This is a genomic window from Bradyrhizobium sp. Crot121 (genome assembly GCF_059512385.1).
Genome location: NZ_JCAMOR010000024.1, coordinates 21,415 through 44,941 on the forward strand (window position 1 = coordinate 21,415; position 23,527 = coordinate 44,941).

Genomic DNA, 23,527 nt, shown 5'->3' on the forward strand with positions numbered 1-23,527 from the left:
GTTGTCCTCACGCTTCCGGTGCTTCCGGTAATCCGCCATAGGCGGTCCATGTTGACCCCGCGATAAAGCCGGCATCGACAGGCAGGTTGATGCCAGTGACGCCGCTGCTCTTTGGTGAAAGCAGCCAGGCAATCGCCTGCGCCACCTCGAACGGCTCGACCAGCCGGTTCATGGCAGATGGCCGCGACAGCAGTTCCTTGTCGAGCGCGCCCGAGGCGATGCCGGCTTCCAGCATCGCCGTGCGGGTGAAGCCTGGCGACACCGCGTTGACGCGCACGCCGACTCGGCCCCATTCGGCGGCAAGCGTCTGCGTGATCTGGATGACGCCGGCTTTCGCCGCGGTATAGGCGTGGATCGGGCCCGAGGTCATGCCGGCGACTGAGGCGACATTGACAATGGCGCCGTTTCGCCGCGCGGCCATCCGCACGCCGACGCTGCGGGCGACCAGAAACGTGCCGCGCAGGTCGATGTTGACCTCGCGGTCCCATTGCTCCATCCGCACCCGCTCGATCCGATGCATCTTGCCGAACACGCCGGCGGCATTGACAAGGCCGGTGATCGGCCCATGCGCGGCCTCGATGTCGGCAACGCCGGCGGTGACGGTCGCTTCGCTCGCGACATCGAACGGCGCGGGCCAGAGGATCGCATCGGTCCCGACCAGCGGTTCCGGCGCGATGTCGACGATGACGACGCGCTGGCCCTGGTCGGCAAGCAGCGTGGCGGTGGCGGCGCCGATGCCGCGGCTGCCGCCGGTGACGAGAACGAAGCCATCAGCGGTCATGGCCATTTTCCTGACTTGCTTTGTTGAATAGGCCGCGGGTCACAAGCTTCCGATAGGCCGAGATCACATGATCGGGCGGGGCGGTAACCTTGCCGTCGGTGTAGGAATAGCGGCGGCTGAGATAGCCGCGCGCGCCCATCAGAATCTGCACGATGGCCTCGAACTCCTCGTCGCTGAAATCGATGATCTCACCGGCCTGCCGAGCGCGGCGTAGGATGCGCACATAGGCAGTCGAGATATTGTCGAAATGCTTCTGGTAGCCGATCGGCGCAAAGAACTCGGCCTCGTTGAGGATGCGCAGGAACTCCGGCACTTCGAGGATGAAATCGAAGAAGGCGGAAAAGCGCTCGATCTCCTGCCGCGCCGTATGCGGGGTGCCGGTGCGCGCGTGGATGAAGCGCACCATGTCCAGTCCGATCTTCGGCAGGAGCTGCTCGAGCAGTTCCTGCCGGTTCTCGAAATGATTGTAGAAGGTGCCTTGCGCGACGCCGGCTTCCTCGGTGATGCGGGCAACGGAGGCTTCGGCGTAACCATATTTGCCGACCACCTTGGTCGCGGCGTCGAAGATCTTTTGCTTGGTCCAGGCGTTGCGCTCGACCCGGTTCAGCTTGGGGATCTTGATGGGAGCGGCGTGCGGTGCTTGGGTCATGCGGTGGTCTCCAGTTCAGCGCGCAGCACGCGCTTGAGCACCTTGCCGGAAGGGTTGCGCGGCAGGCTGTCGCGGATGATCAGTTGTTTCGGCACTTTGAAGCTGGCAAGGCGGGTGCGGCAGTAGTCAGTGAGGGCAGGCAGATCGAGCGCAGCGCCTTCCGCCAGCACGACGATTGCGACCGGCTTCTCGCCCCAGCGCTCATCGCGCGCGCCGATGACGGCGACCTCGCGGACCTCGGGCATTTCATAGATGACGCGCTCGACCTCGGAGGAGGCGATGTTCTCGCCGCCGGAAATGATCAGGTCCTTCTTGCGGTCAGTGAGATAGAGGAAGCCCTCCTCGTCGAGATAGCCGACATCGCCGGTGCGGAACCAGTCGCCGAAGAAGGCGGCTGCAGTCTTCTCCGGATCCCGCCAATATCCTTTCGTGACCTTCGGTCCGCGCAGACAGATCTCGCCGTTCTCGCCCGCGGGGAGAGGATTGCCCTGGTCATCACGGATCTCGACCTCGACATGGGCGATGGCGCGTCCGGTCGAGCCGATCTTCTCGATCTCGCGGCCCGGCTCCATGAAGGTGTCACCGCCGACGGTCTCGGTCAGACCATAGGCGTCGATGTAGCGGGCATTCTTGAAACAGTCGGAGAAGGCGCGGATGCGCACCTCCGGCGTTTTCTCGCCGCCGCCGATCGCCCATGCGAGACTTGAGACATCGTAACGGTCACGGGTGGGGCAAGTGAGGATCGCGGTCGTCATCACAGGGGCGAGCCACGCCGCGTTCAGCTTCTCCGCTGCGATCGCAGCGAGCGCCTGTTCGGGCTTGAAGTCGCGATGGACCGAGAGCATGCCGCCGTGCCACAGCACACCGATTCCAGGCAAATCGAGGGCGCCGACGTGATAGAGCGGGCCGACGACAAGCAGGCGCGTATCCGCATTGAGGCCGAGCACCAGCGTCTGGTCGGCCGACTTCCAGTACATGTTCTCGTAACTGAGCATCACGCCCTTGGGGCGGTCGGTCGTGCCTGACGTGTACATCAGCCGCATCAGGTCCTGCGGTCGGCGGACATGCATAGGCGCGGGCGCGATGTCGCCGGCGAACTGCGTGGCAGTCGATTGCGCGGCTTCATCCAGCAATACGATTGGCGCATGGCCCGCCGCGGTTGCGGCAAGCTCTTGATCCGCGATCAGGATGCGCGCGCCGGCATTGCCGACGATGTAGCCGACCTCATCGGCGGAGAGCCGATAGTTGATCGGCAGGAACACCGCGCCGATATGGCTGGTGGCAAACACCAGTTCGAGAAAGGCGGCGCTGTTCTTCATCAGCACCGCCACGACGTCGTCGGGACCGATGCCGCGAGAGGCGAGCCACCCGGCCACCCGGCGGATGCGCTCGTCGAAGTTGCCGTAGCAAATGTCCACGCCGCGATATTTCAGCGCAGACCGATGCGGCGTCCGTTTGGCATGAAAGGCGATGAAGCTCGAAAGGTTGATCATCTGCCGCTCAAAGGGCCGTTTCGGCCTCGTTTCCTTCCCCGATGAACTGTGACTCGTAATTCATCTTTGGCTTGACGTCACCCCCCTTGCTCTGAAATCCTTGTGTCCACGGAGACGAGATGATCTCCGGCAAGGGAATAGGGAACGACAACCCGACTGGGAGGGGAGAATGAAGAGAACCCGTCAACCGGGCCTCAGCCGCCGTGCGACTCTGGCGCTGATGGGCGCCGGTGCGGTGACGATCGCTGCGCCATGGGTGGCGCGAGCGCAAGCCAAGACCATCAAGATCGGCATGCCGACGATTTTGTCGGGCCGCGTCGCGCAGCTCGGCACGTCCTCGCGCAATGCCGTGCTGCTGGAGGTCGAGAAGGTCAACGCCGCGGGCGGCCTGGCTGGCCGGCAGATCGAGATGGTGATCCGCGACTCCAAGGGCCAGCCGCAGGAAGCAGCCCGCGTCGCGCGCGAACTCGTCAACACCGACGGCTGCGAGATGCTGTTCGACGGCGAGGCCTCGTCCGGATCATTCGCGGTGCACGAAGTGGCGCGCGACCTCGGCGTGCTCTGCATCCACACCTGCTCGGAAGCCTCCTCGCTGACCGCGGATCCGAAGCAGCACATTCCGAACGCGTTCCGCTGCGTCCGGCAGGGCATTCATGATTCGATCATCGGCGGCAGCTATGCGGCCGCAATCGCGAAGGCCAAGGGCCTGAAGAAATGGGCGACCTGCTCGCCGGACTATGCCTATGGACGCGATACTACCGGCGAATTCGCGCTCTATCTCAAGCGCTTTGCGCCCGATGTCGAGATCATCAGCGAGTCATGGCCAAAGCTGTTCCAGCCTGACTACACCGAAGTGGTGACGAAGATCCTGCAGGCCAAGCCGCAGGCGCTGTATTCGTGCCTGTGGGGCGGCGATCTGACGTCCTATATCGACCAGGCCAACATCTACGCGCTGTTCACGCAAATGGAAGTGTTCGCCGTCAACATGGCTGACTACACGGCGCTCACGGTGGTGAAGAACCTGCCGAAGGGCATTCACTCCGGCAACCGCTACATCAAGACATTCCCGAAGACGCCGGAGAATGCCGCGTGGGGCGACGCCTACCGGGCGAAGTACAACGAGTACCCGACCAACTGGTCGTGGCAGAACGCGACTGCGGTGATGCTGCTCACCGAGGCGGTGAAAAAAGCCAACTCCACCGACGGCAAGAAGGTCGCGGAAGCGCTGCGCGGGCTGACGATCAAATGCCCGTTCGGCGCCGACGGCACCGTGACGATGCGCGCGGAGGACAACACTCTGGTCGGCTACGCCATCGGCTGGGGCACCACGATCCCGCAGGAACCTTATGTGCCGGAGGTGAAGGCCGGCGACTGGAAGACCATCTTCGAGCTCGAAGCCGAGTGGAAGAAGAGCAAGGGCTACACCTGACCGGCCTGTGAGTGGAGGCGGGCGGCCCGCTTCCACATACGTCACGTTTGGCGAGTTGCGCGCCGACGGTTTCGGCGCGCTGAGATGGAAATACTGCATTGGATATAGACGCGCTCGCTGGCTGCCTCGCCAGTCCGGCCTGCCTGGTGACGCAAACCACCAGCGGCCTCATTATCGGTATGCTGCTGTTTCTCGTCGCCGTCGGGCTGACGCTGATCTTCGGCGTGCTCAAGGTGGTCAATTTCAGCCATGGCGCCTTCTATATGTTCGGCGCCTATTTCGCGATGACTGCGTACCAGATTTCCGACAGCTTTGCGCTCGCGATGCTGTGCGGCGCGGCGGGCACGGCGCTCCTGGGCCTGATCTTCGAGCGCGTGTTCATGAGCCGCGTCTATGGCGCCGACGTGCTGATGCAATTGCTGGTCTGCTACGCCTTCGTGCTGATCTTCGACGACGTCGTGCGCATGATCTGGGGACCTGAATTCAAGTCGATGGGCATGCCGTCGGCGTTCCAGGTGCCGCCGCTGTTCATCGCCGGCGGCGTCGTGCCGCCCTATTACCTGCTGCTGATCGGGGTCGCATTGGCCGCCGCCTTGGTGCTTGGCCTTGGGCTTGCCCGCACCCGGATCGGCAAGGTGATCCGCGCGGCCGCCCACAATCCGGGCATGGTGTCGGCGCTCGGCATCAATACCGGACTGCTCTATGGCGGCGTGTTCGCGCTCGGCGGCATGCTCGCTGGGCTTGCCGGCGCACTGGCGGCGCCGGTGCGCTCGCTGACGCCGGGAATGGGATTTTCGGTGCTGATCGAATCCTTCATCGTTACCGTGATCGGCGGCATGGGCTCGATCCTGGGCGCGTTGATCGGAGCTCTGCTCATCGGCCTGATCCGCTCGTTCGGCTCGCTCGGCTTTCCCCTGTTCACCGAAGGCCTGATGTACCTGTTCATGGTGATCGTCCTGGTGTCACGGCCGACCGGCCTGTTCGGCAAGGAGGTCGCATGACCGAGCTGCAGGCTGATCGCGCGTCGGAGACCTTGACTACGCCGCGCATCGAAACGCGCTCGTTCCGCTCGCGTTATCGCGACATTCTGATTGCGCTGGTCGCCTTTGCGGTGCTGGCGGCGCTGCCATTCTTCTTCGGCAGCAAGGCGCTGCTCGATTTCGTGATCCGCTGTTCAGCGTTCGGCCTGTTCGCGACGTCGCTCAATCTGCTCGTCGGCTATACCGGCATGATCTCGTTCGGGCACGGCATGTTCTTCGGTCTCGGCGCCTATGGCTTCGGCCTGCTGATGCAGCGCACCGGCGTGCCGATACCGGTGGCTTTTGTGGCGACGCTCGCGATCACCGCCGTTTTCGCTGCGATCATCGGTGCGATCTGCGTGCGGCTGAAGGAGATCTACTTCGCGTTCGTCACGCTGGCGTTCCAGATGCTGATCCACTCGACGATCCTGACCTGGGCGTCGCTGACCGGCGGCGACCAGGGCTTGCGCGGCGGCATCCCACGGCCGGTTTTTTTCGGCATCGATCTTGCCAATCATGTGCATCTCTACATCACAAGCTGCGCGCTGCTGGTGCTCGGCCTGCTTCTGATGCGCCAGATCGCGCAATCGCCGTTCGGCTATACGCTGCGCATGATCCGCGACAATGCGCGGCGCGCCAGCTTCATCGGCATCGATGTCTGGCGCGCCAAGCTGACCATCTTCGTGCTGGCGGCGCTGTTTGCGTCCACCGGCGGCATGGTGATGGCGCTGTTCGTCTCCGGCGCCTATCCCGAATTCGCCTACTGGACGATTTCGGGCGAGGGCATCTTCATCAACATGCTCGGCGGCGTCACCACGTTCCTGGGGCCGATGGTCGGCACGGTGCTGCTGCTGATCCTCAACGATACCGTCACCCGCTACACGGAATATCATGGCATCGTGCTCGGCGTCGTGATCCTGTTCTTCGCCATCGGCCTGCGCAAGGGCCTGATGGATTATGTGCTTGAATGGTATGCGCAGCGGCGCGACGGGCCAGGGGAGCGCGGCCAATGATGTTTCCCATCCACTTGCCGTCATTCCGGGGCGCGCGCAGCGCGAACCCGGAATCTCGAGATTCCGGGTCTGGTCCTAGCGGACCATCCCGGAATGACGGTGCAAGACGATCGAACCCAGGACTTGCGCATGCTTGACATCCGCGGGCTCTCAAAGTCGTTCGGCGGGGTGAAAGCGACGGACAACGTTTCGCTGGACTTCACCGACGGCTCGCTGACGGCCGTGATCGGTCCGAACGGTGCCGGCAAGAGCACGTTCTTCAACCTGATCACGGGCGCGCTCAGGCCGGACTCCGGCCAGGTCCTGCTCGATGGCGTCGATCTTGCCGGCAAGTCGCCACCCGACATCGTGCGGCACGGCATCGGGCGGGCGTTCCAGGTCGCGAGCATCTTTCCTTCGCTCACCGTGCAGGAGACCATGCTCGCCGCCGTCTGCGCGGATCAGCGCCGCTCGACCGTGCTGCACCGGCGTTTCCCGCTCGCGGAGACGCGGGATCGCGCCGAGCACGCGATGGAATTGCTCGGCCTTGCCAACAAGCGCCACCGCACGGCCGCGACGCTGTCGCATGGCGACCAGAAGCTGCTGGATATCGCGCTGGCGCTGGTGCTGGACCCAAAGGTGCTGCTGCTGGACGAGCCGACCGCCGGAATGGGCACTGAAGAGCGCTGGCGGATGATCGACAAGGTCCGGGAGCTATGGGAGACGCAGAAGATCACGGTCGTCTTCATCGAGCACGACATGGACATCGTGTTCAAGATCGCGCCGAGGATCGTCGTGCTCTGCTACGGCCGCATTCTCGCGACCGGCACGCCTGACGCCATCAGGCGCAACGAAGCGGTGATCGAGGCTTATCTCGGCACCGAGGAACATGCCGAGGCCGTGACATGAGCGCTTTGCCAGTCGTGCAGGTCGAGGACCTCGACGTCTGCTATGGCACCAGCCAGATCCTGTTCGGCGTCGGCCTGTCGGTGCGGCAGGGCGAGACCATGGCGCTGCTCGGCCGCAACGGCGCTGGCAAGTCCACCACGATGAAGGCGATCATGGGGCTGGCCCCGGCGCGTCGCGGCAAGGTGACGCTGAACGGCAGGACTGTCTCAGGGATGAGACCGCATCGTATTGCGCGCGCTGGGCTCGGCTTTGTTCCGGAGGACCGCCAGATATTCCCGGAGCACACGGTGGAAGACAATCTCGTCATCGGCCAGAAGAAGGGGCCGAACGGCGAGGACGAATGGTCGATCCGGCGCATCTATGACGTGTTCCCGCTGCTCGAGCCGCTCCGCACCCGGATCGCGGGACGGCTGTCCGGCGGCGAACAGCAGATGCTGGCGATTGCGCGGACGCTGATGGGCAACCCGGCGCTGCTGCTATTGGACGAGCCGAGCGAGGGGCTGGCGCCGATCATCGTGCAACGGATCGGCGAACTCTTGCGGCAGCTCCGCGCGACCGGCGCCACGGTGTTGATCGCCGAGCAAAACATGCATTTTTGCCTTGGCCTTGCGAGCCACGCGACGGTTATCGACAAGGGCCAAATCGTCTACACATCTTCCATCGAAGAGCTGAAGGCCAACGACAACATTCGGCAACGCTATCTGGCGCTGTAGCCTTCAGCCCCCATGGGGAGGATGAATGGCGGTTGAAAGCAGGCTGGCGCCGACGCACGAGGCGCCCTATCGCGGCCTTCGCGTGCTCGATTTCGGACAGGGCATTGCGTCGCCCTATTGCGCGATGCTGCTTGGCGTCTATGGCGCCGATGTCATCAAGGTCGAGCCGCCCGAGGGCGACTGGTCGCGCTATCTCGGGACGACCTACGGCAATCAAACCACGCTGTCGGCGGTCTATAACCGCGGCAAGCGCAGCCTGTGCCTCGACCTGAAGCACAAGGATGGGATCGCGATTGCCCAGCAGCTCGCAAGACAAGCCGACGTCCTGATCGAAGGCTTCAGGCCTGGCGTGGCCGCGCGGCTCGGGCTTGGTTATGAATCGCTGTCACGCGACAATCCCGGCCTGATCTATCTCTCGGTCAGCGGCTTCGGGCAAGCCGGGCCTTACGCGAAACGTCCCGGATCGGATTCGGTGGCGCAGGCGTTTTCGGGTCTGGTCTCGGTCAATGTCGGCGCCGACGGCACGCCGCACCGGGTCGGCACGACGCTCTCCGACGTCGTCACCGGCGTCTACGCCTTCCAGGCCATCGCCACCACGCTGTTCGCGCGCGCGACCGTGGGCACGGGGCGCTGGATCGACGTCAATCTCTGCCAGTCGACGGCGGCGCTGCTGGGCCACAAGGTTGCGGAGTTCATTCTAGAGGGCGGCGCACCGCGCGCGCTCAACGTGCCGGCCGGCACCTACCAGGCCAAGGACGGCTGGATGATGGTCACGCTGGTGAACGAAGCGCAGTACAAGCGGCTGTGTACGACGATCGGACGCGAAGACCTTGCTACCGATCCGCGCTTTGCCGATTTCGCCAGGCGGGCGGATTCGGCCGACGCGCTGATCCCGCAGTTACGGGAGGTCTTTCTCGCCCAAACGGCCGAGGCGTGGCTGACGCGCCTGCATGCGGCCGATATCATCGCGGAGCGCATCCACAATCCCGGCGAATGGCTGAGGAATGCCCACGTTGAGGCGACCAAGGCCGCGGTGTGCCAGGACACGCCCGGCGTCGGCCCGGTCTACACGCCGCGGACGCCGGGAATCGCGAGTCGTTCGGAGGACGATTTGCGTCCGGCGCCGGACATCGGACAGGACAGCGTCGAGGTCCTGAGAGAGGCTGGCTTCGACAGTGCTGTCATCGATGAGTCGATCGCGGCCGGCGCGGTGCGTCAGTCGCAGCCAAACGGAGGTGGTGCATCATGAGCCACAAACTCGTCGGCTACTCGATTGCCGACGGCATTGCCGAGATCATGCTGGATCGCCCGCCGGTCAACGCGCTGAGCCTGTCCTTGATCGATGCGCTATTGGCTGCATTGAAGACGGCCAAGGACGATCCAGCGGTGCGCGCCGTGATCATCGGCAGCGCTCACAAGGTGTTTTGTGCCGGGCTCGATCTCGACATCGTGCGCGGCAAGCCGGCGATCGAGATCAAGGGCTTTCTCGAACGGCTCTACTTCGCCCTCAACGATGTCCAGTATCGAATGGGCAAGCCGACGATTGCGGCCATCGATGGCGCCGCGCGCGCCGGCGGCATGACCATTGCCATATCCTGCGACATGATCATTGCCGGCGACGGCTCTACGTTCGGCTATCCGGAGATTGACGTCGGGCTGATACCGGCGCTGCACTTCGTGCATTTGCCGCGGCTGGTCGGAAAGCACCAGGCGTTCGGACCGCTGTTTCTCGGCGAGCCGTTCGATGCGGCGACCGCGTTCCGCATGGGCCTTTTGAGCGAAATCGTGCCGAAGGGGACCGCGCTCGATCGCGCCCGCGAGGTCGCCCGAAAGCTCGCCGCCAAGTCGCCGATCGTGATGAAGATCGGCCGCGATGCCTTCATGCGCGCGGTGGATGCGGATTACCGCCGCGCGATCGAGAACGCGGCCGAGAGTTTTTCGCTTGTCGCGACGACGGAAGATTGTCAGGAAGGGTTGCACGCGTTCGTCGAGAAGCGGACGCCAAACTATCGGGGACGCTGATGGCAGGACTATATTTCGAGGAATTCGAGGTCGGGCGGGAATTCCATCATGAATTCAGCCGGACCGTAACCGAGATGGACAATACGATGTTCAGTCTGTTGACCATGAACCCGCAGCCGCTGCATCTCGATGCTCATTTCGCCGAGAAGACCGAATATGGCCAGCGGCTGTTCAACAGCCTCTATACCCTCGGCATCATGATCGGCATGAGCGTGTATGATACGACGCTTGGCACCACTGCCGGCAATTTGGGCATGACCGACGTGAAATTTCCGAAGCCGGTGTTTCATGGCGATACGCTGCGGGCGCACACCAAGATCGTCTCGAAGCGCCCGAGCAAGTCGCGGCCGACCCAGGGGCTCGTGGAGTTCGAGCACACCATGACCAACCAGCGCGGCGAGGTGGTGGCGAGCTGCCGCCGTACCGGGCTGATGCTCTGCAAACCGAAAGCGTGAGGCGATGCGTTCGTTCCTGTTTGTTCCCGGCGACAGCGTCCGGAAATTCGAAAGCGCGAAGAAAACGGCGGCGGATGCCTTGATCCTTGATCTCGAGGATTCCATTGCGCCCGAGCAGAAAGAGGCGGCGCGCGGCATCACGCGCGAGATGCTGAATTCGCGCAATCCGGATCAGAAGATGTATGTCCGCGTTAACGCGCTCGACACCGACATGACGCTGGGCGATCTCGCGGCCGTCATGCCAGCGAAGCCTGACGGCATCGTCCTGCCGAAATGTGCAGGGGCCGCCGACGTCAACAAGCTCGCGCTTTACCTCGATGCGTTCGAGGCGGCATCCGGAATCGCGCAGGGTTCGACGCGCATCGTGACGGTTGCGACCGAGACGGCGAGCGCGGTGCTGAAATTGCTCGACTTCGAGAATATGAGCCCGCGGCTATGGGGCATGATGTGGGGCGCCGAGGACCTCGCCGCGTCTCTGGGGGCGTCACGTAACCGTACCGGTAACCGCTTTCACAGCCCGTTCCGGCTGGCGCGCGATCTCTGCCTGATCAGCGCGGCCGCCGCCGGCGTCGTCGCCATCGATACGATCGCGACCGACATCAACGATCTGGACGCGCTGCGGGAGGAATGCATCACGGCGCGGCAGGATGGTTTCCTGGCAAAGGCGGTCATCCATCCAAAGCATGTCGACGTCGTCAATGCCGCCTTCATGCCGACGGACGAGGAGATCGCGTGGTCGGAGCGCGTCGTCGCCGCATTCGCGGGAAACGCCTCCGGTGTGGTGAAGATGGATGGCAAGATGGTGGACAAGCCGCATCTGCGCGCCGCCGAGAAGATTCTGGCGCTGCGGCGGGGGTGATGCAGCCGTAGCCGGATGGAGCGCAGCGCAATCCGGGGTCAGAAAGAACCCCGGGTTGCGCTGCGCTTCACCCGGGCTACAGAGCCGCGAATCTCAGTTGATCAGCGCTCCCTCGGCGGTAAGCCGCGCTATCTCGTCTTCCGTGAATCCTGCTTCGCGCAGGATTTCCTCGCCGTGCTCGCCGAGTTGCGGCGGATGACGGCGGATCGAGGGCGGGGTCTTGCTCCAGGTCGCGGCGGGGCCGGCGACGTGGAGCGTTCCTTCGGTCGGATGCTCGATGGATTGGATGAGCCCGACCGCGGCGAGATGGGGATCGTCGATCAGGCTGTCGAGATCGTGCAGCGGGGCATGCGGAATGTCGGCCTCTTCGAACAGGTTCATCCATTCGGCGGTGCTGCGGGTCTTCATCACCTTTGAAAACCAGTCGTAGACGAAATCATAGTTGCGGGTACGCGCCGAGATGCCGTTCAATCGAGGATCGCGATCGGTTTCGTTCTCAAGGCCGATTTGGCGGAAGAAGGCGTTCCATTGCTTGTCGGAATAGACCAGCGCGCAGATATAGCCATCGCTGGTCTGGTAAGGACGGCGGTCCGGCGAGAGCAATCGCGAATAGCCGGGCGGCCCGATCGGCGGCTCGAAGCTGCGGCCGGCCATGTGATCGCCGAGCACGAACTGCGCCATGGTCTCGAACATCGGGATTTCGATCGCCTGACCTTCGCCGGTACGGTCGCGATGGATCAGGGCGGCGAGGATCGCATGGGTGGCATTCAGGCCGACGATGCGGTCGGCCATCGTGGCCGGCGAGTAGCGCGGTTCGCCGGTGATCTTGCCGGTCAGCGCCGGCAACGCCGTCAATCCCTGGATCAGATCGTCATAGGCGGGCCGTCCGGCATAGGGGCCGGTCTCGCCGAAGCCGTGCAGGCTCGCATAGACCAGCCGCGGATTGATCGCGAGCAGGTCATCGGCGCCGAGCTTGAGCCGCGCCATTGCGGCCGGCCGGACGTTGTGGACGAAAACATCGGCTGTCGATGCCAGGCGCAACAGCGCCTCACGCCCGCTCGGCGTCTTCAGATCGAGCACGATGGAGCGCTTGTTGCGGTTGCCCTGCAGGTACATCGCGCCCATTCCGGGATGGCGCATCGGCGCGGCATGGCGCATGACGTCGCCGTCGGGGCTTTCGACCTTGATCACGTCGGCGCCGTAGTCGCCAAGGATCATGGTCGCGTAGGGCCCCATCATGACGCTGGTGAGATCGATCACCTTGAAGCCGGCGAGGGGACCCGCCGGCTTCGCCGCGCCGGCTTGAGCGCGGCGGGTCAACGGCCTGCAGCCAAAGCTTCGGTGAAGGCCTTGAACACCTCGGTGCCCGGCTTGCCGCGCTTGTTGATGTCCTTCACCCAGTCCTCGGCGACGGCCTTGAAGGCGGTGTCGAACTGTTTCTTGTCATCAGCGCCGAAGTTGATGACCTTCATGCCCTGCGACTTGATCTTCTCGGTTGCGGCCTTCTCGCCGTCCTCGAAGCGCTTGCAGCCTTCGCGCGTGGTCTGTTCGCCGGCGTCAACCAGTGCTTTGCGGACGTTCTCAGGCAACGAGCGGAACTTGGCTTCGCCCATCGAATAGGTGAAGATCGCGGTGCCGAAGTTGAGCCCTTCGGTGCCGGATTTCAGGATCTTGCCGAAATCGTAGGACACCGAGCTCTGGTAGGAGAAGATCAAGCCGTCGAGCGTGCCGCGGGTGAGCGATTCATAGATCTCAGGCGCTGCCATCCGCACCGGAACGGCGCCGATCGAGCGCGTCATCAGGTCCATCGCGCCGCCGGTGGTGCGGATCTTCAGGCCCTCCAGGTCCTTTGCGGTCTTGATCTCGCGGCTGTTGGCGAGCTGGATCTGATAGGCAGGCAACGCGATCGTCACCAGCGGGCGGAGCTGGTTCGGCGCGAATTCCTTGGTCTCCAGGATGCCGCCATTGTGGGAGACCTTGTAGAATGCGATCGACCCCTGGCATTCCGTCTCGAAGATGCCGGGCAGCTCGGCGACCGCGGTCAGCGGATATTTATCTGATGAATAGGACGGCACCACATAGGAAACGTCAGCGACGCCGGCGACGGTGAGCTGCGCCATGTCCTTGGCCTTGCCGAGCTGCTCCGCGGGGAAGTGCTGGAAGGTGACCTGGCCGTTGGTCATCTTGGTCACAAGCTCGGAGTACGGCTTGCCCACGAGCTCATGGATGACGTGGCCGTTGGGAAGACTGTCGGCGAGGCGCAGCGTGATCTTTTCTTGAGCGAGGCTTGGAGACGTCGCGGCGGCGATCGTCAGTGCAGCAAGGACGAAGCGTCTCTGCAGACGAACCTTCATTTTGTTTCCTCTCCTTTTGTTGTGTCAGTAGCCCATCTTCATCGGCAGCCACAGGATGATCATCGGCCAGATCACCAGGATCGCGATCGCGATCAGATGGGCGATGAAATGCGGCAAGACGCCGTGAAACACCTCGGCGACCGGCCGTCCCGAATAGCGGGCCACGACGAAACAGTTCAGCCCGACCGGCGGCGTGATCATGCCAACCTCGGCGGTGACGATCTTGATGACGCCGAACCAGAGCGGATCGTAGCCGAGCGACTTGATCAGCGGCAGCACGATCGGCACCGTCAGGACCAGGATCGCGATCTGGTCCATAAAGGAGCCGAGCACGATATAGCCGAACAGGATGATGGTGAGGATCAGCCAGGGCGGCACCTGCAGGCCGCCGACCCAGGCGACCAAATTCTGCGTCACCTGCGTCAGCGTAAAGAAATAGCCGAAGATCGAGGCGCCAAACAGGATCATCGCGATCATGCAGGTGCCGTGCGCCGAGCGCAGCAGCGCGGCCCGCAGGCTCTTCCAGTTGATCTTGCCCTTCCAGAGCGCGAGGACGAAAGCGCCGAAGGCGCCGAGCGCGGAAGCTTCAGTCGGCGTGGCGACGCCGGTATAGATCACGCCCGTCACCATGCCGAACAGCAGTAGCATCGGGCCGACCACCCGCAGCATGCGGAATTTTTCCGCGAGCGAGACTGATGGCGCTGACGGCGCGCGCGACGGATCCTGCCAAGCCAGGAACCACACCGTCGCCATGATGGTGAAGGTGACGAGGATCCCGGGGATCACGCCGCCGATCAGGAGTGCGCCGATATTCACTTCCGCGAGCAGGCCGTAGATCACCAGCGCCACCGACGGCGGAATCAGCATCGCGAGCGTGCCCGAGATCGCCACCACACCGGCGGCCATCTTCGGCTCGTATCCCTGCTTCAGCATTGCGGGCAGGCTGGTTGCCGACAGCGTCGCGGCGGATGCTGTGCTGGTGCCGCAGATCGCGCCGAAGCCGGCGCCGGCGAGCGCGGTCGCCATGCCGAGCCCGCCTGGAACCCGTCCGACCCAGGCGGCGGTCGCCTTGAACAGATCGTCGGCGATGCCGCTGACCAGCACGAATTCCGCCATCAACAGGAACATCGGGATGGTGATGAGTTCATAGGACGTCACCGCCGATAGCGGCGCCGTCTGCAGGATGCCCGACAGCATCGGCATGCCGCCGATCAGATAGAGGCCGAGCACGCCCGAGCCGGCCATGGCAAAGCCAACCGGCGTGCCGATCGCGAGCAGCACGAACAGCACGACCATCGCAAGGGTCGGGATCATTCGAAAGTCTCCCCCGTCGTGTGCGATGACGGCAGCGCGATCAGGGCGCGGCCGGTGGCCAGCGAGAGGAGGTGACCGATCAGGTGCAGCGCAAGGCGCAGCGTGATCAGCCCGGCCCCGAACGGAACGAGCGCGATCGATGGCCACATCGGCCACGGAATGGCGCCTGCCATGACGTCGGCTGACTGGAAGCTGTCGACGGCACGCAGGAAGCCGAGATAGGCGATCAGGGAAAACACGACGATGCCGACGATGCAGGTGACGATCTCGGAGACGCGGATCATCGCCGGCGAAAACTTCTGCTGCAGGATATCGACGCTGACATGGGCGTGGCTGGCATAGGCTTCCGACAGCACCAGGAAGAAGATGCCCGCCATCAGATAGAGCGAGATCAGGTCATAGGCCCAGGAGAAGGGCTTGTTGAACGCGTAGCGCATGATGACATCGCCGAACACGATGATCATGATGGCGAACATGAACACCGCCGCCACGGTGGAGGCGATCTTCTCGATCGTCCCCAGTGTCTTCAATATTCCGTCGAGCAAAATTAGCTCCCCGAGTTCACTTGGCCGGAATGGCCGCCACTGCCGCGTCGAACTCCTTCAGGGCGTCGCTGCCGCGCTTGCCGCGCGCGTCGAGGCCTTCCGACCAGGTCTTGGCGACGCCCTTCATGAGGTCCTTGAATTTCGCATTGGCGTCAGGTGACAAGGTCTCGAACTTGACGCCTGTGGCTTCCATCGATTTCTTGGTCTCGTCGTCTGATTTCTGGACCTGCTGGCAGGCGGAGGGAATGATCTCCTCGGCGACATCGACCATCGCCTTTTGCACCTCGGGCGACAGCTTCTTCCAGACGGTTTCGCTGATCGAATAGGCGACGATGAAACTGGCAAAGCCTATTCCGTCGGTCGAGTATTTCACGAGCTTGTCGGCGCCATAGGCGACCACGCTTTCTAGCGGGAACAACAGCCCGTCCATGGTGCCCCGCGACAGCGATTCATAGGCATCGGGCGCTGCCATGCGCACCGGCACGGCGCCAATCGCGCGCAGCGTAAGATCCTGCGCACCGCCGGTGGAACGCAGTTTCAAGCCGGCGACGTCGCCGACATCCTTGACCGGCTGCTTGACGGTGAAAATGCGATATTGCGGCAGGCTGACCGCAAGCAGCAGGCGGATATTGTTGGAGGTATAATCCTGCTGCGCAATGACGCCGTTCCGCGCGAGCTTCCAATAGGCCAGCGTCCCCTGGCAGGAGTGCTCGAACGCGCCCGGCAGCATCGCGACTTCGGACACGGGCATCTTGTCCGAGACATAGGAAGGCGCGACATAGCCAATGTCGGCAACACCGGTCTGCGTCAGCTTCAGCATGTCGGCGGCCTTGCCGAGCTGCTGCGCCGGATAGTGGTCGAAGGTCACCGCGTTGTTGGTGCGCTTCTTGACCTCCTCCATCCAGGGCTCGAGGACGAGCTTGACGAGATAGTGGCCCTTCGGAAACGAATCCGCCACCCGCAGGTGAAGCGGTTCGGCGGCCTGCGCCAGAACTGTCGATGCAGCCAAAAAAGCGCAGCCGACAAGGGTCCGCCCGATCGCGACCATGTATCCTCCCTGGGACGTATTGTTGTTGGAGCTAGCTGCGCATAAACGAAATTGATCGTCAAGAACGGCGCGAAAGCTGAAGCAGCAAAGCGCCACAACCGGAAAGCGCGGCTTGCGCGGGCGCGAATTGACTTTGGCGGATGATCGGCTGCAAATGCGCCGAACCAATATCGTGAGGAACACACCATGGTTGACGCGCTGATCATCGATGCATGCAGGACGCCGCGAGGCATCGGCAAGGCAGGCAAGGGCGCGCTGTCAGGCATCCATCCGCAGCAGCTCGGCGCCACCGTGCTGCGCGCGCTGGCCGATCGCACCGGCATCGATACCGCAGATGTCGACGACATCATCTGGGGCACCAGTTCCCAGCGCGGCGCGCAGAGCGGCGATCTCGGCCGCATGTCGGCGCTCGATGCCGGCTACGACGTGAAGGCGAGCGGCGTCACGCTCGATCGCTTCTGCGGTTCCGGCATCACCAGCGTCAACATGGCCGCCGCTTCGATCATGTCCGGCTCCGAGGATCTGGTGATCGCCGGCGGCACCGAGGTGATGTCGATGGAGGGACGGCGCGGCGAGGGGCCATTCATGATGGACGCCGGCAATCTCCGCCTGCGCGCAAGGCATCCGCAATCGCACCAGGGTGTTTGCGCCGACGCGGTGGCGACGCTCGAGGGCATCACGCGGCAGGATGTCGATGCGCTCGGGCTGGAGAGCCAGAAGCGGGCGGCGGCCGCGATCAAGAGCGGCCATTTCGACAAGAGCCTGGTTCCAGTCTATCGCGAGGATGGCACGCTCGCGCTCGACAAGGAGGAATACCCGCGGCCGCAGACCACGCTGGAGGGGCTCGCAGCGCTGAAGCCGGCTTTCACCGCGATCGCCGATTACGCGCTCGACGACAAGGGTACGACCTATCGCAAGCTGATCCTGGAAAAGTATCCCGATCTCGACATCGACTTTGTCCATCACGCGGGAAATTCGTCCGGCGTGGTCGATGGCTCAGCGGCGATCCTGCTGGCGTCGCCCGACTACGCCAGGAAGCACGGCCTGAAGCCGCGAGCGCGCGTGGTCGCGATGGCCAATATGGGGGACTCGCCGACCCTGATGCTGAACGCGCCAGTGCCGGCGGCGCGCAAGGTGCTGGCCAAGGCCGGACTGACGCTTGACGATATCGACCTGTTCGAGATCAACGAAGCCTTTGCCGTGGTCGCGGAGAAGTTTATCCGCGATCTCAAGCTGGATCGCGAGAAGGTCAACGTCAATGGCGGCGCCATCGCGCTCGGTCATCCCATCGGCGCCACCGGCTCGATCCTGATCGGCACGGTGCTGGATGAATTGGAGCGGCGTGACCTCAAGCGTGGTCTGGTGACGATGTGTGCCGCCGGCGGCATGGCGCCTGCGATCATCATCGAGCGGGTGTGAGGTTCAAGCGGCGGGAAACCTAAGCTCGAAGGTCACGCCTTCACTGGTCGGCAGCAGTCGGATCGAGCCGCCGTGACTTGTCATCACGGCGCGCACGATCGCAAGCCCCATCCCGGTGCCGCCGGCATCGCGGCGGGTGGTGAAGAAGGCGTCGAAGATCCGTTCGCGGTTGGCTTCCGAGATCGGATCACCATCATTGCCCACGACCAGCCTGACGGCCGCATGCTCGTCCACGGCGTCGAGCCGTATATTCCTGGCGTTGTGCCGCACGGCGTTGTCGGCAAGGTGTGAGAGGACGATCAGCGCCTTTTCGCCGGATATCCCGATCGGCCGGGCGAGACTGCCGGCCGCCGTGACAACGCAAGCCGGGAACCGGCCCTTGAGATCACTGATCACGGACGCGAGTTCGGTGCGCTCGTTCTGCGGCACGGTTTCGGCGCGCGCCAGTTCGCGCAAGCGCTGGGCCATCGCTTCGAGGCGCTCGGTATCGCCGAGAATGTTCGACACGAAGGTCTTCTGCTCGGAACGGGTCAGGCCGTCCGATTTGTCGTCCAGAGAATCCAAGAGCAGCTCCGCCGCGCCCTTGATCGAGGTGAGCGGCGATTTCAGCTCGTGCGTGAGATGTGCCGAGAACGTCGCGATGTAGTCCGAACGCCGCGCCAATTGTTCGGCCATGCCGAAGAAGCTATGCGAGAGCTGTGCGAATTCGCGCGTGCCGTAGTGCCGCAACGGACGGAACGCGGTGCGATCGCCTTTGCCGATGCGCGCGGCGCGGCCGATCAGTTCGTGCATGGGCTGGGTGATGGTGCGAGAGAAAAACAGCCCGATCGCCATCGTCGCTAGGATTACGGCGAGGGCGGCAAGCAGGAACTTGACGCGTTCCTGATAGAGATGGTCGAAAATGTTGCTCGGGGTCCGGGTCGTATAGATCACGCCGGCCACGCGGTTGTTGACGATCACCGGCATCGCGGAAAACACGTGCACGCCGACGCCGCGGCTGATGGAATAGATCGGCGGCGGGGGCTTGTCCGGCACGCGGATTCGCAGCGCGGCGCGATATTCGCCATGGAGCGCCGCGGCGATTTCCTCGATATGGGCGAGCGATTGTCCGACTTCCTGACGTCCCGCGATCACGACGCCTTGCGGATCGAGGATCCTGAATCCGGCAAGCGTTACCTTCTGCGTCTCGCGGACGATCGGCAGCAGTCGCGCGCCGATCTCGACATAGGCCTGGTCGGCCGGTGCGCCCGCGGGCAGGGCGGCGGGCCGCCGCCGCAACAGATCATTGCCGGTGAGATCGAGCGCGGGCCGGATCGGCGTAACCTGATCGCCAGGATCGGGCAAGACGCCGGGCGGGATCTCGGCGCCGAGCGGAATCCCGTTGGTGAGCTGCGCCTGTACCTCCTGCGCGAAGATCGCCGCCAGCACGCGGCTCTGCGCGATCAGCTCGGCCTGGGTCTGGCGAATCAGCTGGTTGTCATAGAGGCGGAAGAAGAACAGGCCGACCAGGGGCAATATGGCGACGGTCGCCAGCACGGTGAAGATGACCAGGCCGAGCGATGGCCGCCATTTGTCAGGCGCATTCGGACCGCTCATGCCTGCGGCTCGCATCGCCCGAGCTTGAAGCCGACGCCGTGAATGGTCTCGATGACGTTGTCGCAGTTCAGCGCGGCAAGCTTGGCGCGGATGTTGCGGATGTGGCTGTCGATGGTGCGGTCGGACACCTGGACGTTGAGCTGGTAGGACGCGCGCATGAGCTGCTCGCGGTTGAAGACGGCCGTCGGCCGCGTCAGGAAGGCACGCAGGATTCCGAACTCGATTGCCGTCAGCCGGAGCGGTATCCCGGCAAACAACGCGACGTGCTGCTCGGGATCGACGGACAGTCTGCCTTGCGTGAGAACCGTGTTGCCGGCTTTGGCATCGCCGCCGCGAGGGTTCATGCGCCGCAGGATGACGTTGACGCGGGCGACGAGCTCGCGCGGGCTGAACGGTTTTGTCACGTAGTCGTCGCCGCCGATCTCGAGGCCCAGCACGCGGTCGATCTCATCGTCGCGCGCCGACAGGAACAAGATAGGTACGTCGGAAGTCTTTCGTACTTCCCGGCAGACGTCGAGCCCGTCCAGCTCTGGCATCCCGATGTCGAGCACGATCAGGTCAGGCCGGTCGCTTGCAAATCGGGCGAGCGCCTCCTTGCCGTCGCGCGCCTCGACCACGTTCATGCCGGCTTTCTTGAGGGCGACGCGGATGACCTCGCGGATGTGCAGGTCGTCGTCGACGATAAGAATACGGTGCGTCAAACGTCCCTCCAGCCCGCTCGTCAACCCGTGACTTTGTTCTTCTGTTCGCCGTCGAGATAGCGTTGCAGGCGCCAGCTTCGAAAACCCCAGGAACGCCAGGACGCAATGTCCTGCCGCTGCTGTTCTACAAGCGAATCCCGACGGGAAACAAGGCACGGATCGCTCGTGCGGAGCTGGAGGACCTTCTCGATCGCGGGCAGCGCCTGCGGCCCGAGCTGAGCCAGGTAGTTTGTATCGACCTGCAGGCCCTTGCCGGACGCGTCCCGGCTGTGGGTGACATTGTAGTCGGCAATGATCGCAGCGAAGTTGACGAGCGAGGAGAGATAGAGCACGGCCGTCAACGTGACCAGGTTTGCCGCTATCAGCCAGGCGTTGGAACGGTCCAGCATGATGCGGGCGACGATCAATAGAAGCCCGGCGGCGACCAGCAGCATCCAGATGAAAGCAGCCACGCGCCAATAGGTCAGAAGATAGATCTGCACATAGAGGTCGAGCCGGTAGATGGCGGAAGCGACCAGCAGGACGTTCTGCGCCACCCATAAATAGACCAGGGGTCTTATGACCTTGGACCCTTCGGCGGGACCACCAGGCCGAATTGCGACGAGAACGAAGCCCGCTGCCAGCAGGGCCGTGACGATCAGGGGATAGGCGCCGCGATGGGCATATGAGGCATAGGTGACGCCGGCCGGGAGCGCCGCATTGCCCCAGAGATAGACCGCGTCCAGGATCGTCTGAACCGCGAACAGCAGATTGAACAGGATCAGCGAGCGCAGGATGGTTGGTGCGCCGAGGAAATCGACGACATCGGAAGATGTATCCGCGGCCGGCGTGGGGGATTCGGCCGCGGCAGCGACCGAGCCAGATTTGCGGCGCCACCTGACATGGATGAACGGCCAGACGAGGGATATCGCCACGATCCAGAACAGCGCCCGTCCGACGTTTAGATCCGAAGCAGCGTTGCTGGGGTTGATCAGGCCGATCCATATTTCGAGCACAGGGTTGGCGGCGACAAACAACGCGACGAAAACTGTTCCAAGCAATGCGGGCACGAACCACAGGATGAGGCCGCTGGTCAGCGCCGGCAGATTGAACATCCCGAGCGCGTCCACAAAGAACCTGAAAGGATTGACCAGGAAGAGGTCGCAAAGCGCCGCCGCTCGTTCGCCAAGGCCGGCGAGACCAGGGTTGGTCGTGAGCAAGAGGGCCGCTCCGAGCGCGAGCAAGATGATCGCAAGTGATGCCGCATTGACTTCCTCCACGGTCGGGACGAGGCCGGCGATCACGAGGAGGCCGCCGAGCATCACTCGACGCCTGTCCAGTTTGGCGATGTTGGCAAGCAGCGAACCGCAGGCCAGCGCAACAGCGAAGACAGTAACCGATATTCCGACTTGCTCGCCGTAGAACAGCAAGTCGGCAAGCGCAGCCAGCGCGACCGCGATCGCGAGCTTGGCTGGCAGCGACAAGCTTTGGACGGGTCGGATATCGGCGGCGGGCGAAGCGAGACTTGTCATGTCAATTCCTTTGCGGATGTCGAACGCGGCGGACCTTGAACTGACGTTGTGCAAATCTCGAAATGGTCGTCTGCACGACTTCAGGAGTTTTGTGCAGTTTCCGTGCAGACGTGATTAAGTGCTCGCGAAGCGTGTGTGCATTTGATAGGGGCGGGGTCTGTTGTTTCACACGCGGCGTCGCCAACCATGAAATTTCGAAATCGTGTCGTTATCATCGGGCTCTGGTTCGCCGGGTTGGTGTTCGCCCTTGTCGCCGCCAACAAGAACGAGCCCTATCTCGCCGTGCTGCGCGGAACGGGAAACATCGTGCTCGTGGTCACGAGCAGCGTGGTGGTCCTTGTCCTGCTGCTTCGCGGCTCCTGGCGGCGAGGGTTTTCGCGAAGATTGCTGGTCCTGTTGTGGTGCCTGCCGCCGCTTCTGATGCTGGGCGCGCATCTTACGTTCGAGCTGCGCAAGCGCGAGGTGTTGCAGGTCGATACTGCGCAGGTGCGCAGCCTTGGGCCGCACTTCATGGTCGGCTATTCGTCGGTCTCAGCGGTGACAGTGCTGGCGGAGAAGGGGTTGATCGGCGGCATCTATGTCAGCAAGCACAATCTGCGGCGAAAGTCGGCGGAGGCGTTGAAAGCCGAGATCGCAGCCCTTCAGGACAAGCGGCGCGCCGCTGGGCTGCCGCCCTTGATCGTCGCAGCCGACCAGGAAGGTGGCATCGTTTCTCATCTGTCGCCACCACTGACCAAGCTGCCGGCGCTGGCTACGTTGGTGGAAATGACGCTGGACCTACGGAAGGCGAAGGCCGAAGAATTCGGCCGCATTCACGGACAGGAATTGGCAGCGCTCGGGGTCAATCTCAATTTTGCCCCGGTGCTCGACCTGCGGCCCGAGGCTGGGCTTAATCGATTTGATTTCAATACGCTGATCGGCCGTCGCGCAATCTCAGCCGATCCCGCCATCGTCGGCGAGATCGCGCAGGCGTATGTTCACGGCCTCGAGGCGTTCGGCGTCGGGGCAACCGTCAAGCATTTTCCCGGGCTGGGCCGCGTCCGCGCCGATACCCATCACTTCAGCGCGGAACTCGGAACATCAGCGGACGAATTGGAAGCGTCCGACTGGCGTCCGTTCCGGGAGGTGCCGGCGAACTCAAAAGCGCAGCTCATGGTCGGCCATGTGACTCTCACCGCGATCGACCCGGATCATGCGGCCTCGCACTCAAAGCGCGTCGTCGACGGGATCATTCGAAACAAATGGAGTTATCAGGGCATCGTGATGACGGATGACCTGGTGATGGGAGCGATCTACCAGCACAGTGTCTGCGATGCCGTCGTCGAGGCGCTGAATGCCGGCGTCGACATGCTCCTGGTCGCATTCGACGGCGCGCAGTTCTATCGCATCTTTGCCTGCGCGCTGGACGCGTCCCGACAGGGAAAGCTGGACCCGGCCATGCTGCGCCAAAGCGAGGCGCGCTTGAGACGCGCATTTCCAGGAGATTGAGGGCGCTCGTGGGGCGCGGGCGACGCGGATGCTCGGAACAAGCCCAGATGCTGCGAGAGCAAACTGCGCCGCCTTTTTTCAAAAATGAACGATCGAGCCGCTGATCGCCGCGGGGCGGTTGAAATTTGATCGGACAATCCCGGGATGAACCTCTAAAGTCAGTGTATCAGTCTTCCTGTCGGGACCCCGGCGCCGTTGCCTTGATTCCGACCAAGCCGATCTCGTCCGCC

The 23,527-nt window shown here is 63.4% G+C and carries 22 protein-coding genes; 11 read left to right on the forward strand and 11 right to left on the reverse strand.

The annotated features are described in order from the left end of the window. Nucleotides 1-7: 7 nt before the first annotated feature. From AC5ZGW_RS21435 to AC5ZGW_RS21445, 3 genes are read right to left on the reverse strand one after another with little or no spacing between them, the layout of a single operon-like run. Nucleotides 8-781 carry an SDR family NAD(P)-dependent oxidoreductase gene (locus AC5ZGW_RS21435; RefSeq protein WP_165435064.1) on the reverse strand — a complete coding sequence of 258 codons (774 nt, stop codon included), beginning with the start codon at nt 779-781 and terminating at the stop codon, nt 8-10. Further along, nucleotides 771-1,430, reverse strand: coding sequence for a TetR/AcrR family transcriptional regulator (locus tag AC5ZGW_RS21440; RefSeq protein WP_130223685.1), 660 nt, complete (start codon nt 1,428-1,430; stop codon nt 771-773). Before AC5ZGW_RS21440 ends, AC5ZGW_RS21435 begins: the two co-directional genes overlap by 11 nt. Further along, nucleotides 1,427-2,923, reverse strand: coding sequence for an AMP-binding protein (locus AC5ZGW_RS21445; RefSeq protein WP_130223683.1), 1,497 nt, complete (start codon nt 2,921-2,923; stop codon nt 1,427-1,429). The genes AC5ZGW_RS21440 and AC5ZGW_RS21445 overlap by 4 nt, the downstream gene beginning before the upstream one ends. A 169-nt stretch (nt 2,924-3,092) precedes the next feature. Here AC5ZGW_RS21445 and AC5ZGW_RS21450 point away from each other — a divergent pair, with 169 nt between their 5' ends. The 9 genes from AC5ZGW_RS21450 (at nt 3,093) to AC5ZGW_RS21490 (ending at nt 11,321) form a co-directional block, all read left to right on the forward strand. Further along, nucleotides 3,093-4,352, forward strand: coding sequence for an ABC transporter substrate-binding protein (locus AC5ZGW_RS21450; RefSeq protein WP_130223681.1), 1,260 nt, complete (start codon nt 3,093-3,095; stop codon nt 4,350-4,352). A 98-nt stretch (nt 4,353-4,450) separates the two neighbouring features. Continuing rightward, nucleotides 4,451-5,353, forward strand: a complete 903-nt coding sequence (locus tag AC5ZGW_RS21455) for a branched-chain amino acid ABC transporter permease (RefSeq protein WP_130223679.1) — start codon at nt 4,451-4,453, stop codon at nt 5,351-5,353. Continuing rightward, entirely contained in the window at nt 5,350-6,384 is a 1,035-nt protein-coding gene (locus tag AC5ZGW_RS21460) for a branched-chain amino acid ABC transporter permease (RefSeq protein WP_130223677.1), read from the forward strand. The genes AC5ZGW_RS21455 and AC5ZGW_RS21460 overlap by 4 nt, the downstream gene beginning before the upstream one ends. 129 nt (nt 6,385-6,513) lie before the next feature. After that, complete coding sequence (locus AC5ZGW_RS21465; protein ID WP_130223675.1) at nt 6,514-7,272, forward strand: ABC transporter ATP-binding protein; 759 nt, start codon at nt 6,514-6,516, stop codon at nt 7,270-7,272. Further along, nucleotides 7,269-7,985: an ABC transporter ATP-binding protein gene (locus AC5ZGW_RS21470; protein ID WP_130223673.1), complete on the forward strand. Its 717-nt coding sequence runs from the start codon at nt 7,269-7,271 to the stop codon at nt 7,983-7,985. Before AC5ZGW_RS21465 ends, AC5ZGW_RS21470 begins: the two co-directional genes overlap by 4 nt. Before the next feature lie 25 nt (nt 7,986-8,010). Beyond that, nucleotides 8,011-9,234: a CaiB/BaiF CoA transferase family protein gene (locus tag AC5ZGW_RS21475; RefSeq protein ID WP_130223671.1), complete on the forward strand. Its 1,224-nt coding sequence runs from the start codon at nt 8,011-8,013 to the stop codon at nt 9,232-9,234. Next, a complete protein-coding gene (locus tag AC5ZGW_RS21480) occupies nt 9,231-10,007 on the forward strand; it encodes an enoyl-CoA hydratase/isomerase family protein (RefSeq protein ID WP_130223669.1) in 777 nt (258 codons plus the stop codon). The genes AC5ZGW_RS21475 and AC5ZGW_RS21480 overlap by 4 nt, the downstream gene beginning before the upstream one ends. After that, nucleotides 10,007-10,462: a MaoC family dehydratase gene (locus AC5ZGW_RS21485; protein ID WP_130223667.1), complete on the forward strand. Its 456-nt coding sequence runs from the start codon at nt 10,007-10,009 to the stop codon at nt 10,460-10,462. The genes AC5ZGW_RS21480 and AC5ZGW_RS21485 overlap by 1 nt, the downstream gene beginning before the upstream one ends. A 4-nt stretch (nt 10,463-10,466) precedes the next feature. Beyond that, on the forward strand, nt 10,467-11,321 hold the full coding sequence (locus AC5ZGW_RS21490) for an HpcH/HpaI aldolase/citrate lyase family protein (protein ID WP_130223665.1): 855 nt from the start codon (nt 10,467-10,469) through the stop codon (nt 11,319-11,321). Nucleotides 11,322-11,414: 93 nt separating this feature from the next. Here AC5ZGW_RS21490 and AC5ZGW_RS21495 read toward each other — a convergent pair whose 3' ends face one another. From AC5ZGW_RS21495 to AC5ZGW_RS21515, 5 genes are read right to left on the reverse strand one after another with little or no spacing between them, the layout of a single operon-like run. Continuing rightward, on the reverse strand, nt 11,415-12,641 hold the full coding sequence (locus AC5ZGW_RS21495; RefSeq protein ID WP_283813244.1) for a CaiB/BaiF CoA transferase family protein: 1,227 nt from the start codon (nt 12,639-12,641) through the stop codon (nt 11,415-11,417). Next, nucleotides 12,638-13,675 carry a TRAP transporter substrate-binding protein gene (locus AC5ZGW_RS21500; protein WP_130223662.1) on the reverse strand — a complete coding sequence of 346 codons (1,038 nt, stop codon included), beginning with the start codon at nt 13,673-13,675 and terminating at the stop codon, nt 12,638-12,640. Before AC5ZGW_RS21500 ends, AC5ZGW_RS21495 begins: the two co-directional genes overlap by 4 nt. Before the next feature lie 24 nt (nt 13,676-13,699). Continuing rightward, nucleotides 13,700-14,989 (reverse strand): TRAP transporter large permease, encoded by a 1,290-nt coding sequence (locus AC5ZGW_RS21505; protein WP_130223660.1) that lies wholly within the window; start codon nt 14,987-14,989, stop codon nt 13,700-13,702. After that, complete coding sequence (locus AC5ZGW_RS21510; protein WP_130223658.1) at nt 14,986-15,534, reverse strand: TRAP transporter small permease; 549 nt, start codon at nt 15,532-15,534, stop codon at nt 14,986-14,988. Before AC5ZGW_RS21510 ends, AC5ZGW_RS21505 begins: the two co-directional genes overlap by 4 nt. Nucleotides 15,535-15,550: 16 nt before the next feature. Beyond that, nucleotides 15,551-16,582 (reverse strand): TRAP transporter substrate-binding protein, encoded by a 1,032-nt coding sequence (locus tag AC5ZGW_RS21515; protein ID WP_130223656.1) that lies wholly within the window; start codon nt 16,580-16,582, stop codon nt 15,551-15,553. 186 nt (nt 16,583-16,768) lie between these two features. Between AC5ZGW_RS21515 and AC5ZGW_RS21520 the strand changes: the two genes are divergently transcribed. Next, nucleotides 16,769-18,001, forward strand: coding sequence for an acetyl-CoA C-acetyltransferase (locus tag AC5ZGW_RS21520; RefSeq protein ID WP_130223654.1), 1,233 nt, complete (start codon nt 16,769-16,771; stop codon nt 17,999-18,001). Between the two features lie 3 nt (nt 18,002-18,004). Here the strand turns inward: AC5ZGW_RS21520 and AC5ZGW_RS21525 are convergent, their stop codons facing one another. Genes AC5ZGW_RS21525 through AC5ZGW_RS21535 form a run of 3 tightly spaced genes read right to left on the reverse strand, consistent with a single transcriptional unit; the run spans nt 18,005 to nt 21,809 of the window. Beyond that, the gene (locus AC5ZGW_RS21525; protein WP_130223652.1) at nt 18,005-19,597 is read right to left on the reverse strand and encodes a sensor histidine kinase; all 1,593 of its coding nucleotides are present in this window, start codon (nt 19,595-19,597) and stop codon (nt 18,005-18,007) included. Continuing rightward, nucleotides 19,594-20,298, reverse strand: coding sequence for a response regulator transcription factor (locus tag AC5ZGW_RS21530; RefSeq protein WP_130223650.1), 705 nt, complete (start codon nt 20,296-20,298; stop codon nt 19,594-19,596). The genes AC5ZGW_RS21525 and AC5ZGW_RS21530 overlap by 4 nt, the downstream gene beginning before the upstream one ends. 20 nt (nt 20,299-20,318) lie before the next feature. Next, nucleotides 20,319-21,809, reverse strand: a complete 1,491-nt coding sequence (locus tag AC5ZGW_RS21535) for a DUF4153 domain-containing protein (RefSeq protein ID WP_130223648.1) — start codon at nt 21,807-21,809, stop codon at nt 20,319-20,321. A 186-nt stretch (nt 21,810-21,995) separates the two neighbouring features. On the opposite strand from AC5ZGW_RS21535, the gene AC5ZGW_RS21540 reads away from it, so the two are divergent. Beyond that, a complete protein-coding gene (locus AC5ZGW_RS21540) occupies nt 21,996-23,297 on the forward strand; it encodes a glycoside hydrolase family 3 N-terminal domain-containing protein (protein WP_130223646.1) in 1,302 nt (433 codons plus the stop codon). Nucleotides 23,298-23,527: the final 230 nt, after the last annotated feature.